The following is a 13,243-nucleotide window of genomic DNA, read 5'->3' as shown; positions in this document are numbered from 1 at the left end:
TTATGCGAAACCGGTGTATGTATAACCTAACATAATTTTAAAAAAGGAGAGGAGTTTTATCATGAGAACAGCCGATGCTATAGTGAAATTGTTAATTGCAAATGATGTAGAAGTAGTGTTTGGTGTACCAGGAGATACAAGTATGATATTTCATAATGCGTTTGAAAAACATAGCGAGCAAATTAAATATATCTCTTGTCGAGATGAACGTCATGCTGCCTATATGGCAGACACATATGCAAGAGTATCCGGAAAACCTGGTATCGTAGATGTACCTAGTGGAGGAGGATTGCTTTATGCTTTACCAGGTTTAAGTGAAGCAACATCTTCATCAATACCTATTATCTGTTTTTCATCAGATGTACCGCTAAGCAGTGAGGATACGGGTGCATTAACAGAGCTTAAACAAGTGGAACTGACAAAGTCTATAACAAAATGGAATACACAGATAAAACTTTCATCTAAAGTTCCTCAAATGATAAGAAAAGCGTTTAGAGTTGCAACGGCTGGAAGACCTGGAGCTGTCCACATTTCAATTCCAGAGGATATTCATGAACATGATTATCCTTTTACAGATGAAGATCTATCCCCTGCCAATCAAAAACAATTAAAAAGTGCTCCTCCTCTAGAAGAAGTTGAAAAAGTATATGAATTATTATCAAAATCTTCAAGGCCGATTATTCTTGCTGGTGGAGGTGTACATTTATCAGGTGCCTATAAAGAACTTGAACAGATTGCAGTTAATTTTTCAATCCCTGTAGGAACTTCTATTAATGGGAAGGGGAGTATTGATGAAAGATCTCCATATTCGATTGGCGTTATCGGTGTAAATGGAGGTACAGATGAAACGAATAACGTGGTAAAGGAAGCAGATTTCGTTTTAGTACTTGGATCGAAATTAAACAATGTAACAACCGTTGCCAAACGAATTTTTAGTAATTTCCCGACTGTTGTTCAAGTGGACATTAGCGAGGATATGCTTGACTTAAATATAAAAACAGATTTAGCCATTATGAGTGACATTAAATCCTTTTTAAATGAACTGTATTTGAAAATGATAAATAAAGGTCACAATAAGTTGGATTACACTGAGTGGAATAAATGGCATCAATCAGTTGTGCAAGAGAAATTTGAATCTGCAGCAAAAGAAGTGGAAAAGGAAACGAATCTTGTTAATCCAGCGAAAATCATTGATCTGTTGGATAAGCATACAGAAAAAAATTCACTGTTTGTTGTTGACGCTGGCACGCAAAATCCATATATGGCAGCCCATTTTAGAATTAAGAATCCTGGAAGAAGAGTTGTATTTGATCGAGGTCACGGGAATTTAGGGTATGCCCTATCCGCATCCATAGGTGCCCAGTTTGCAAGCCCTAATTCGAAAGTATTTTCGTTGTTTGGTGATGGCAGTTTTGCAATGTCTGCAGGGGAGTTGGAAACCGTAAGCAGACTAAATTTGCCAATTGTGTTTATTCTTCTCCAAAACGATAGTTATGGTTGGATTAAGAAGCTTCACCAACTATATTATAATGAACGTTATATTGCCGTTGATTTTAAGCAAATTGATGGTGCGAAAATTGCGGAAGGGTTTGGCATTAAAAGTTTGAAAATCTCTAGCAATGAGGAGTTAGAGGCGGGCATAAAATGGGCCATTCATCAGAATTCACCTGTATTTTTGGATATTATAATAGAACGAATTACAGATATCATTCCTCCAGTAACTAATTGGAGAGCCGATAGTAAGATTGATGCAAAGGATAGAGAGGCTTTAACTTACTAATAATCAATAGATTTGGAGTAGCAGCTAATTTAAATTCTTATAAGCTCATAGTCTCCTTTGCAGTACGTTTGTTGATACAATCCTCAATAAAAGGGTTAAAATTTACCTATAAACAAGTAACGAATACTTAAAAATGGAGTATCTACGTAAACGTGACGTAGGTGCTTTTTTTTTGAAAATATTTAGAATCGCTACAGGTCATACCATCCATAAAAGGATAATTAAGCATTAAAATATTTAGAAACTATAAAATAAGATTAATAAGGTACAAATTTATTTAAAATCATTCATCTTTTTTCTCAGACCATACGATAAAATGAATAACATAGAACCATCGACAGTCCCAATAACTATATGCCCCTTAGAATATCCTAGCGTAAGAAAGAATCCTATTTTAATATAATAGACTTGTACATAATGAGGACGTGATTCAGTGCGACACAGAATACTGTTAGTCGAGGACGATGAGGAAATCCGTGTTCTCGTTCAAAACCATCTAAAGCAAGAAGGCTTCACCGTTTTCACAGCATCCGATGGTGAAGAAGCGGAGGCTGTTTTTAAGCGGGAGGAGGTAGAGTTAGTTCTGCTGGACCTCATGCTCCCGAAGCGGAACGGTATGGAATTCTTAAAGATTGTGAGAGATGCGAGCGTTGTTCCAGTGCTCATTATTTCGGCAAAAACCAGTGATTTGGATAAGGCACTAGGGTTAGGATTTGGCGCGGATGACTATATCAGCAAGCCGTTTTCGATGATTGAACTGACAGCTCGTGTCCAGGCTGCGATTCGCCGTGTAACCCAGTATGCTCCTCCAGCAGAAAAAATCACGGAAAATAGCCTTCAGTTTAAAGATATCACCTTAGATTTAGGCACCTTTACAGCCAGCAAAAAGGGGCAAGTAATCAAGTTGACGGCAAAGGAATTTCAAATATTAAAGCTTTTCATGACCAATCCAAGCCGGGTCTTTACGAAAGATCAAATCTATAAGTTTATCTGGGAAGATGACTATTATGGTGATGAAAATGTGATTAATGTTCATATTCGAAGACTCCGTGAAAAAATAGAAGATGACCCATCGGCTCCCAAGTATATACAAACCATTTGGGGAATCGGCTATAAAATAGGAGATTAACAGAATGGAACCAGTGTTTATCTTTATTATTGTTATTTTACTATGGATCGTTCTAGTTCAATTCAATTCAAAGCGAAAATTAAAAAAGGACCTGTTCGATATTCAGGCGAAGCTCGCGGAAATTATTGATCAGGAGACGAGTGAAAAGCTGCTCTTACAAACCGATTACACTGTTATCCAACAGTTTCTGATTCAGATTAACCGGCTGCTCGATTATAACCAAAAAATCATTGCCGATTATGCAAAAACAAAGCTAGAGCTGCAAAAAATGCTGGCGAATATGTCCCATGATTTGAAGACGCCATTAACAGTGATATTAGGGTATGTCGAAAAATTGAAAATCGATGAGACTATGTCAGAGGAAGAACGGAAAGAGACGGTTGCGAATCTCTATCGGAAAACAACCAGCGTCATCTCTTTAATCAATCAGTTTTTTGACCTCGTCCGGTTAGAATCGGGGGACTCCATTTTGCCGTTAGACCGCGTCCATATCAATGAAGTATGCCGTAAAAATGTCCTCGATTTCTATGGACTGCTGCAAGCGAAAAAGCTTCAGGTCGAAGTTGAGATTCCAGAGGAGCCTTTGTATATTCTCGGAAACGAACAAGCCTTAAACCGGGTCCTAAGTAATTTAATTTCGAATGCCATCTCTTACGGAAACGATGGCCATGTAATCGGAATAACTCTTCGTGAAAGTGGAAATAACATTGCGGTGGAAGTATGGGATAAAGGCAGAGGCATTTCTGAAATCGACCAGGAACGAGTTTTTGAACGCTTATATACCTTAGATGATGCGCGGAACCAAGCATTTCAAGGAAGCGGCCTTGGACTTAGCATTACGAAACGGCTGGTTGAAGCAATGAGAGGGACGATTCGGGCCGAGAGCAAGCCATACATAAAAACTGTGTTTACCTGCAAATTCAGGAAAATCTCTTATTAAGGTCGTCAATCGGGCGGCCTTTTTTAACTTAAGAATTTCTTAAGATTTAAGAAAGAAAAAAGATAACTTTGGTTTATATACTACCCGTAGAAGCATTGAAAGGGTGAAAATAATGGAATATATCGTGAGAACCCATCACTTAACGAAAAGGGTGAAAGGGAAGGAACTGGTATCCGATATTAATCTCCATATTAAAAAGGGAGAGATATACGGATTTTTAGGACAGAATGGAGCAGGGAAAACCACGATTTTACGGCTTTTGACCACTATAATTAAGCCCACGAGCGGCGAAATTGAGATGTTTGGCAAAAAATTGACCGAAAATACAAAGGATCTCTTGAAGAGAGTCGGTAGTATAATTGAATACCCGATTTTTTATGAACATTTAAACGCTAGAGAAAACATGAAGCTGCATTGTGAATATCTAGGCTTCTATGATGAAGCAGCAATTGACCTGGCATTTGATCTCGTTCATTTAAAAAATATCGAAGACAAGCCAGTCAAAAGCTTCTCTCTTGGAATGAAACAGCGCCTCGGCATTGCCAGAGCAATTATCACCAAGCCTGAGCTGATTATTTTAGATGAACCAACGAATGGGCTGGATCCAATCGGGATTAAAGAAATCCGTGATTTATTTAAAATGCTGAACAAGCAATACGGAATTACCTTTCTTATTTCTAGTCACATTTTGGGTGAGATTGAACAAATGGCAGACAGAATTGGAGTTATTAATGAGGGAAAACTGATTGACGAAGTGTCCATTGCTGATATTCACAAGCAAAAGTCTGATTATATTGAACTCGTCCCAAACAATATGAATCACGCAGTCTATGTCCTCGAACAGGAACTACAGATTTCGAATTTTAAAATAGTCGAAGATAACCGGATTCGGATCTATGACTTCCGATTATCACAAAGTGAAATTTCTAAAGAACTAATTCTACACGGTGTCGATATCGAGGAAATTCACAAGCACAGCAGTTCATTAGAGGATTACTTTTATCAACAAATTAATGGAGGTGGAGTTCTTGTCTAAATTAATGCTACTCGAACTAAGAAAACTGAAACGAAAAAACTTTATCAGTGAAATAACAACCTATTATGTAATTATGGCCGTACTCCCTATCTTCTTTATAAAAGTAGTCCATCCAATCTTCGGTGAAAGTTATGACATGGCCATAGAACTTATTAATCTCTCAACCCAAATGGCATATATCACATTCGCAGCCTCACTGATCAACCAGGTCATCATTGAGGAGTATAAAAACAAAACAATTACGCTTGGATTCAGCTACCCAATTAATAGACAAAAACTCTTCATCGCTAAAATCCTGTTCATAGCGGCTATGATGTTTGTTGTTCAAATGGTCTCATTTATTATATCGGGGGTAATCACCTTTTCAGCTGATGCAGCTTTTGGCATTATAAAGGGTTCTCCTACCGCAGAGCAGATTTATGTGTATTTTATTCATGCAATCTTCTATTCAGCAGCCACGATACTTGTCGGTTTAATTCCTATGTTTTATTTTGGAATCATCCGCAGAGCAACCGTCACAACCGTTATTTTCGGGATTATCATTATGCAGGTATTAAACTTTACTTATATATTGCAATGGAATGAAGAGTTAGTGTTAAGTGTGCTTTGTTTGCTGGGGGCGGTTAATATTTTCTTGTCAGTGAAGATGATTGATAGGGTTGGGGAGGCTTTATAGAAATTATAAATGTACAAAAGGCAATTTTTCTTTAGAAAAATTGTCTTTTGTACGTTAGTTATATAAACCGTTTCTCTATAAGAATATTTTTTTCCTAATTATTAATTCTGCTATAAGCAGATTTAGTGGCCAGCATAACCAGACAGCAATCGTGTAGGAATATCCGTAAGAAAAATCCATTACATTAAGTGTGATAGCCACAATTATATAAATAGTCATATTCGCAAAGGAAAAAAAGAAGCTTCGAATCATCCATTGACTATGTAAGATTATTTTTTGTCTTTTGATATTTACATAACCAAGAATCGTTGTTCCAAGCCATAATGTATTTAAAACAAGAAATCCTATTGTACTTGGCAATCCTCCTGTTGCAAAGAATGAGACATAGATTCCGGGAATGAAGTTTAATAGGATAGACAAGACATACAATCGGCCATTCCAACGGTGAAACTTTTTAGATTTCACTCGTATTCTTTTAATTACTCCTAAAGGGCCTGTGAGAAGCGCAATGATGGCCAGCAAAATATGAATTCGAATCATTAAAACCCATAGGGATTTATCTGTTAGAATTTGATCCTTTCTAGCAATAAATTTTTCGAAAGTGGGATCAACCATAAAATTCTTTGAAAGTGTATGAAATACCCACATGATCGAGATGAGTATAATAGTTCCCCCAATGATTTTTTTCATTCTACCTATCTCCTTGTTTTAAGAAATACGATGTCCCATTAATTTAGACGCAGGAAGCATCCCAGCTTTTGCTTCACCATATATGTTGTTTCCATCTATCCAAACGTTAAATTTTAATGTAAGACGCATGGGTTTCGTAACCTTCATGGACCATTTTAATTGATTCCCCTCTAGTTCGGGATTTTCTAAAGGGACAATTTCCTCTCCTTGCCTTGCTGCTCCTACTATTCGTCCATCCTTAGATGATAAATCAAATAAAACGGATAGTTTCCCAATGGGAGTGGAAATGATGGTATCCCATTTCCCTTGAAAATGAACCTTGTCAGCAGTTTGATTAATTGCGTGGTCACTTGCCGTTTTACTTATATCTTCTTCTTGCTGGCTTGCTTTAGGTGTATTTCCTACAGCTTTCCAAACCGTACCCCTGCGTTCATACTCAAACAATTGTTCCACCGCATGTGCGATACGTGGACCTAATTCTCGTTCAACTAGGTAAAGGGCAAGATCGAGCCCCGAAGTAACGCCGCCACTAGTGACGAGATTTCCATCCTCAACGATGCGGGCATGGACTGGAATAGCATTTGTGGCACCCAAGAGTCCCATTCCCATATGATGTGTAACCGCATGGCGGCCTTCTAATAAACCAGCCATTGCTAAAATGAGGGAACCGCCACATACTGTGGAAAGCAAGATGTCCGGTTTCTTAATTGCTTCTCTTAGCAGGTTACTTAATTCTGTCTCAGCTGCTTGTTTTAATTTTACTGGTACAGAATCTGGTCCATTATAATCAACAGAACCAGATGCTCCCGGAACAAGAATGATTCCTTTACAGGTTAACTCGAGATTTCCGCTTGCTTGAAGCTTTAGCTGATTTACTCCACTTGACACCATTCGTTTACCTTCAGCAGACACAAGTTTCACGGTTATTGCCTCGTCTGAGTACATCGCAGCAGCAGTAAACACTTCGTAAGGAGCAATAGCGTCTAATAAATCAAATCCATCAAACAATACAATTTGAATATTCATAAATTTTCCTCCTTGATCAACCCGATCGTTCTACAATGAAAGATTAACAATTGAATGTCTCGAAGGAAGGTATAAAAAAGTCACAAAACCATCACAATCCATCACAAAACGTATACCTAAGCTTGTTGCAGATTGAAAAAGTGATAGACTTAAATTAATTCAGGTAGACACGTTTTTTTTAGGGTCAGTTAACAACGGAGAGGTGGGATTTTCGTGAAGGAATCACATACGATTCTAGTCGTGGACGATGACAAAAGCATAGTCGAACTATTGAAGGACTTCTTGGAGAATGACGGTTTTCATGTGAAAACCGCTAATGACACCACCCAGGCTCTCGGGGTACTTCAGCAGGGTACAATTGATTGTATCATCCTAGACATCATGATGCCGGGACAGAACGGTTTCGAGTTATGCCGGCAGATTCGGATGGAAAGCAACGTACCTATCCTTTTTTTGAGTGCACGCAGTGATGATGTAGATAAAATTCGCGGTCTCGCACTTGGAGGAGATGATTATATAGTCAAAACAGCTTCACCAGGAGAAATTGTTGCCAGAGTGAAAGCTGTGTTACGACGTTCCAGTTTTCAGCAGGGGTTCAATAGCAAGATCCTAGATTATGGGCGGCTGAAGCTGAACCTGTCTACGAGAGAAGTGTTTGTGGATGGGAAAAACATTTCACTTACACCGAAAGAATATGAATTGCTGCGATTGTTTACTGAGCATCCAGGATATGTTTTTTCATATGATCATTTGCTTGAAAAATTTTGGGACGGAGTTGGAGACAAACACACTATTCGAGTTCATCTTAGCCGGCTTCGCGAAAAAATTGAATCCGACCCGAATAATCCGCAATTAATCGTCAACGTATGGGGTATAGGCTATCGCTTTAAAGGAGAATAAAATGAAAACTATTCGCATTCGTACGTTTACCATTCTGAGCATATTTTTTATCCCCTTAATGCCGTGGTTATTTTTCGTAACAGCACAGCTGATTGAAACCAATACGCTCAGTTTCGACATAAACGATTCTAATCCTCAAGTCGTTCAGCACATTGCGGCCATCACTGGACTATTGCTGGCTTTTTTTATTGTCGCATATGAGATGCGCAGGCTGATTCTCAAGCCTCTTGAGAAAATGAGCAGAGTGGTTCGACAAATCGCAAAAGGAGATTTGGACGTCCCATTACCTGTGTCACGCATCACAGAAATTAACGAAGTGTGTGGCGGATTTAAAGTTATGGTAGATAGTCTAAAAAAATCCACGCAAAAACAAGTGGAAATGGAAGAAGAGCGACGATTTGTAATTGCTGCTGTCGCCCATGATTTACGAACACCTTTATTCGCTTTACGAGGTTATTTGGAGGGCCTTGAGCAAGGCATAGCTCATTCACCTGAAAAAACTGCAAAGTATTTGGCGGTTTGTAAGGAGAAGACAGCCCAATTGGACATGCTTGTAGAGGACCTTTTTACATTTACAAAAACTGAATATATGGAGATGGAACTTAAAGAAAACACTGTTAACCTTCCACTCGTATTACAGAAGTCGATGGATAGCCTGAATCCGCTTGCTCGGCAAAAGTATATATCAATCATCGTGAACCATATGGAAGATGATTGCGTGATCTTTGGCGATTCACACTTATTGGAGCGAGCCATAAACAATATATTGGATAATGCGGTCAGACATACACCTTATGATGGTAAGATTTTTGTTGAATGCTATAAGGATGGTAACAAAGTAACCTTTTCAGTTCGAGACACTGGGGAGGGTTTCTCTTCGGAGGAGCTCCAACGCGTTTTTGAACCACTCTATCGTGGTGAAGAATCGAGAAATCGTTCAACTGGAGGAGCTGGGTTAGGGTTGACTATTTCACGAAGAATCATTCGGCAACACGGAGGTGACCTTGTTGCAGGTAATCATCCAGACGGTGGTGCCTTCCTGAAAGGTTGGATACCTTTGAAACGTGGGGACGGTTCTCTTGTTTCACAAGATTGACTTATACCATTGGCAGTACCAACTTTTTCTACAATTATAAAAAGATTATATTCTTTAAGTCAGTTACCAAAATACCAAAGAAAGGGGAGTATTGATTAAATAGGATTTCTAATACATTATGGAGGAGTGAGGCATAAGCTCACACATTTACTACTTAAGAAACATTAGTTTTAGAAATACGGGAGAAACCAATGCAAACAGGATTACGAAAAATTACGCTTTCTTTATTAATAACAACCTTCTTAGCAGCCATCGAAGTAACCATCATCAGTACTGCCATGCCGCAAATTGTGGACAGCTTGGGCGGATTCACACTGATGAGCTGGGTTTTCGCCATCTATTTACTGACGACATCTGTATCGACTCCAATTTGGGGGAAACTTTCGGATTTATTTGGCCGAAAAAAGATTTTTATGATTGGGGTTACCCTGTTTTTGATTGGGTCGATTGCTTGCGGTCTCTCACAAAACATGGGGCAGCTTATCTTTTTCCGGGCGATTCAGGGATTGGGTGCAGGAGCGATTAACCCTGTCACCTTTACGATTATTGCGGATGTTTATAATTTTGAACAGAGAGCGAAAATACAGGGTTTAGTGAGTTCAGTGTGGGCAATTGCTGGTATATTCGGTCCTTTAGCCGGCGGTTTTCTTGTTGACTTTTTCACTTGGCGCTGGATCTTTTTTATCAATCTTCCATTTGGCTTAGTTTCGATGTGGATGATTGGAAAGCATTTTAAAGAGAATTTGGAAAAAAAGAAGAGACAAATCGATTATGGCGGAGCGGTTACTTTTACGATTGCCATTACTGCCTTATTATTTGCGCTGCTTTCGATGAACAACGAAGAAGGTACTGGCATTGCATTAAGCCATGGACAGCTGATTGGTTTGTTTGGGACGGCCTTGGTTTTCTTTGTTGTATTTTTCTTGATTCAATGGAAGCATCCTGAGCCAATGATGCCATTGAAGTTATTCCAGATTAAGGATGTTTCAATATCCACCGCTGGAGCCTTTTTAACAAGTGTGATTTTAATTGGATTAACGGCTTATTTGCCATTATGGACACAAAATGTACTGGGAATGGGGGCAACCTCAGCTGGATTTACCATTATGCCGCTGAGCTTAGGGTGGCCAGTTGGTGCGATGCTGTGCTCACGATTGATGTCACGGTTTGGCACGAAAAATGTGGTTATTTTAGGAGGAAGTTTAATTGCACTCGGCTCTTTCTTATTAACGCTAATCACTCCTGAAACATCCATATGGATCATTGCTCTCATCATTCTGGTAATCGGTTTAGGCTTTGGCTTCACATCTACTATTTTTACAGTTGTGACTCAATCTTCCGTACAAAAAAATAATCGAGGGGCTGCAGGTTCCTTGAATACATTACTGCGGACATTGGGCCAAACGATCGGTGTCGCTATATTTGGTGCGGCCCTAAATTTAGTTATCCATTCGCATAACCTGAATCAAGCGAATGAAACAGCTGCGATAGCCAATGGATTACACTTTGTTTTTGTAATAGCCGCCATTATTAGTGTCATCAGTTTGCTTGTGACATTTATGATTCCAAATCGTCAGACGGAGCAGTATAGGCATTGATTTTAGCTTTATTTCATAGGTAACTCAACACTTGCAGGTCGTACTAATCATAGTGGCTTGGCTAAAGGACATAGGTTCCGTTATCTGAGCCAAAATCGCCGATTTTCAGAATTAGAGGACACTGGTTCCTTTATTTAAGTAAAAACATGCAATTTTTGTATGATTCACAGCAAATAACGGAACGTATGTCCTATAATTTTCCAAAATGCCCGTTTTTGTGAAAATAACGGATTGTATGTCCGAAAAAAATGATTATGACAATCCAAGTGAGTCATGGATCATTCTTGTCGAATTTACCGCATGAAAGCCGAGGGGTTAATCTTTGCGAAAAATAGAAATGGGAGGGGTATGAAATGAGGGAGTTATATGCAAACGTTTTTCATGCTTTAAAAGATATCTCATTTAACGAACTCTGGCCAGGCTTTTCAAATTTTACATTTGCCTTATATAACGACCAGGAGATTTATTTTGAGGACCGTGTGATTCCATATGAATCGAGTTTCATTGGAAATACGAGTATCCAATATAATGGGGAATTCATTGCCATATGGAAAGTAGAGAATCCAAATCTGGAGAACCCTCTTGTATTGGCTGCCAATATCGTCCATGAAATGTTCCATGCCTTCCAATATGAGAATCAGGAAACTCGCTTTCCCAACAACTTAATAATGCTGGATTATCCGAACAACCTGGAAAACTATCAATTGAAGTTCCATGAAAATAAGCTTCTAGTAGAAGCTTACAAAGAGAGGGGCAAAGATAAAAAGGCAGAGCTTTTCCGGCAGTTTATCGTAATCCGGAAGAAGCGGGAAACCATAATCGGTGACATGATTCAATCTGAATATTTAACCGAAACGGCAGAGGGAATGGCTGAATATATGGGAACGAAGACACTAAGACATCTCTCGCCCACATTATTTGAAGAAAGAATGGATAAATTTTTACATATCCTTTCCAATCCCTCTATCACCCTATTCGATATTAGAAGGATGTCCTATTATATCGGGACCGTTCTATGTTTAGTTTTAGATGATTTAGGGATTCCTTATAACCATAAGATCGGGGAAACAACAGAAACTGTTTTTAAACTGGCTGAAAAACAAATCGAAACAGGCAACCTAGTTTATATGGATATGAATGCTGACCCTCAAATCGATGTTACATACCAGCAATATATGACCAGTAAGACCCAAGCATTTGATGATTTTTTCAAAAAGCCTCATATTAAAAAAGTGGGCAACTACCAAATTTACGGCTATGACCCTATGAATATGATTAAAAAAGACAATCAAATCTTATGCACACATTTCATCATGTTACGTGATAAATCTGATCATAACAGCTTTATTAAAGGTCCGATTGTAGTAGAACTTGTACAAGGATCTATTAGTCAAGCTACGGCCTACTATCAGCTCACATGATTAATCCCATTTTATTTTTACTAAAGTAACTCGAAATAACAATCATCAAAAAATCGTTTCATAGCCAATATTAAGGGAGGTGTATAGTGGCCGTTTTTCGGCTCAATCCATTTTAAAAAGAAAAAACTCACTGACCATTCCTGTCAGGGAAGTTTTTTTACAATAAAGTGCATAGTATGGCCATTTGCAATTCAAAGGATCCAGGGAGGAAAAAATGATGAATAACCTTGATAAGAAGGGCAATAAACAGGTCGGTCTTGTTTTTATTCATGGTGCGGGTTTGGACAGCCGAATTTGGGAACAGGTTACAGCGGGGCTTAAGTATCCTTTTTTACTCATTGATTTTCCGCAGCAAAATGAGAGAAAAAATCTGACTCTTCAAGACTATACTGTGTCGATCAAACGGCAGATTGAAGGGTGGGAGGTGAAAAGATTTGTTATTGTCGCACACTCGCTTGGCGGTGTCCTTGCACTTAAAGTGGCTCATGAGATGTCAGAGCGTCTGGTTGGGATGGTGGCTATCGGTGCAGTAATCCCAGATCAGGGAAGGTCCTTTTTTTCTGTATATCCATTGGCTAGACGTCTATTGATGGGTGTTCTAATCCGTATCTTTGGTACAAAACCGCCTGAGGCAGCCATTCGCAAGGGGCTTTGTAATGATCTTACATCCGAGCAGGCAGCAGCTATCGTAAGCGGATTTGTTCCGGAGTCGATTCAGTTGTATACCGAACGGGTGGGAGTTCAAGTGCCAAATGTATCAAAACTTTATGTGAAATTAATGAAGGACAATGAACTTCATCCGACCATGCAAAATAGAATGATCGTCAATCTCGTCCCGCAAAATGTTGAAGTCCTGGACGCAGGGCATTTGCCAATGCTTAGTAAACCAAACGAACTGCGGCTTGCACTTGAAACGTTTTTGACTCAATTAGAAATCCAACATTAATTAGC

The 13,243-nt window shown here is 38.9% G+C and carries 12 protein-coding genes; 10 read left to right on the top strand and 2 right to left on the bottom strand.

The features are described from left to right. The first annotated feature begins 61 nt into the window (after nucleotides 1-61). The 5 genes from CRO56_RS11310 to CRO56_RS11290 all read left to right on the top strand — a co-directional run bounded on the left by CRO56_RS11310 (nucleotide 62) and on the right by CRO56_RS11290 (nucleotide 5,561). Nucleotides 62-1,780, top strand: a complete 1,719-nt coding sequence (locus CRO56_RS11310) for a thiamine pyrophosphate-binding protein (RefSeq protein WP_097158734.1) — start codon at nucleotides 62-64, stop codon at nucleotides 1,778-1,780. A gap of 433 nt (nucleotides 1,781-2,213) precedes the next feature. After that, nucleotides 2,214-2,909, top strand: a complete 696-nt coding sequence (locus CRO56_RS11305) for a response regulator transcription factor (protein WP_097158733.1) — start codon at nucleotides 2,214-2,216, stop codon at nucleotides 2,907-2,909. A gap of 4 nt (nucleotides 2,910-2,913) precedes the next feature. Beyond that, nucleotides 2,914-3,849 (top strand): sensor histidine kinase, encoded by a 936-nt coding sequence (locus CRO56_RS11300; protein WP_097158732.1) that lies wholly within the window; start codon nucleotides 2,914-2,916, stop codon nucleotides 3,847-3,849. Nucleotides 3,850-3,961: 112 nt separating this feature from the next. After that, the gene (locus CRO56_RS11295; protein ID WP_097158731.1) at nucleotides 3,962-4,885 is read left to right on the top strand and encodes an ABC transporter ATP-binding protein; all 924 of its coding nucleotides are present in this window, start codon (nucleotides 3,962-3,964) and stop codon (nucleotides 4,883-4,885) included. Continuing rightward, nucleotides 4,878-5,561, top strand: coding sequence for an ABC transporter permease (locus tag CRO56_RS11290; RefSeq protein ID WP_097158730.1), 684 nt, complete (start codon nucleotides 4,878-4,880; stop codon nucleotides 5,559-5,561). The genes CRO56_RS11295 and CRO56_RS11290 overlap by 8 nt, the downstream gene beginning before the upstream one ends. Before the next feature lie 75 nt (nucleotides 5,562-5,636). Here CRO56_RS11290 and CRO56_RS11285 read toward each other — a convergent pair whose 3' ends face one another. Together CRO56_RS11285 and CRO56_RS11280 are read right to left on the bottom strand one after the other, a co-directional pair. Next, nucleotides 5,637-6,251 carry a DUF2306 domain-containing protein gene (locus tag CRO56_RS11285; RefSeq protein ID WP_097158729.1) on the bottom strand — a complete coding sequence of 205 codons (615 nt, stop codon included), beginning with the start codon at nucleotides 6,249-6,251 and terminating at the stop codon, nucleotides 5,637-5,639. Between the two features lie 18 nt (nucleotides 6,252-6,269). Continuing rightward, nucleotides 6,270-7,277, bottom strand: a complete 1,008-nt coding sequence (locus CRO56_RS11280; RefSeq protein ID WP_097158728.1) for a DJ-1/PfpI family protein — start codon at nucleotides 7,275-7,277, stop codon at nucleotides 6,270-6,272. A gap of 213 nt (nucleotides 7,278-7,490) precedes the next feature. Here CRO56_RS11280 and CRO56_RS11275 point away from each other — a divergent pair, with 213 nt between their 5' ends. From CRO56_RS11275 to CRO56_RS11255, 5 genes are all read left to right on the top strand, one after another. After that, nucleotides 7,491-8,177: a response regulator transcription factor gene (locus CRO56_RS11275; protein ID WP_097158727.1), complete on the top strand. Its 687-nt coding sequence runs from the start codon at nucleotides 7,491-7,493 to the stop codon at nucleotides 8,175-8,177. A gap of 1 nt (nucleotide 8,178) precedes the next feature. Continuing rightward, entirely contained in the window at nucleotides 8,179-9,273 is a 1,095-nt protein-coding gene (locus CRO56_RS11270) for a sensor histidine kinase (RefSeq protein ID WP_097158726.1), read from the top strand. A gap of 191 nt (nucleotides 9,274-9,464) precedes the next feature. Then, nucleotides 9,465-10,871, top strand: coding sequence for an MDR family MFS transporter (locus tag CRO56_RS11265; protein ID WP_097158725.1), 1,407 nt, complete (start codon nucleotides 9,465-9,467; stop codon nucleotides 10,869-10,871). A 353-nt stretch (nucleotides 10,872-11,224) separates the two neighbouring features. Next, nucleotides 11,225-12,292 (top strand): hypothetical protein, encoded by a 1,068-nt coding sequence (locus CRO56_RS11260; protein ID WP_097158724.1) that lies wholly within the window; start codon nucleotides 11,225-11,227, stop codon nucleotides 12,290-12,292. Nucleotides 12,293-12,509: 217 nt separating this feature from the next. Further along, nucleotides 12,510-13,238: an alpha/beta fold hydrolase gene (locus tag CRO56_RS11255; protein ID WP_097158723.1), complete on the top strand. Its 729-nt coding sequence runs from the start codon at nucleotides 12,510-12,512 to the stop codon at nucleotides 13,236-13,238. Nucleotides 13,239-13,243 lie beyond the last annotated feature (5 nt).

It is taken from the genome of Bacillus oleivorans (assembly GCF_900207585.1).
In the GTDB taxonomy this organism is placed as follows: domain Bacteria; phylum Bacillota; class Bacilli; order Bacillales; family JC228; genus Bacillus_BF; species Bacillus_BF oleivorans.
Note: the sequence above shows the minus strand (reverse complement) of the source record. Positions and strands in the feature narration are given on the sequence as shown.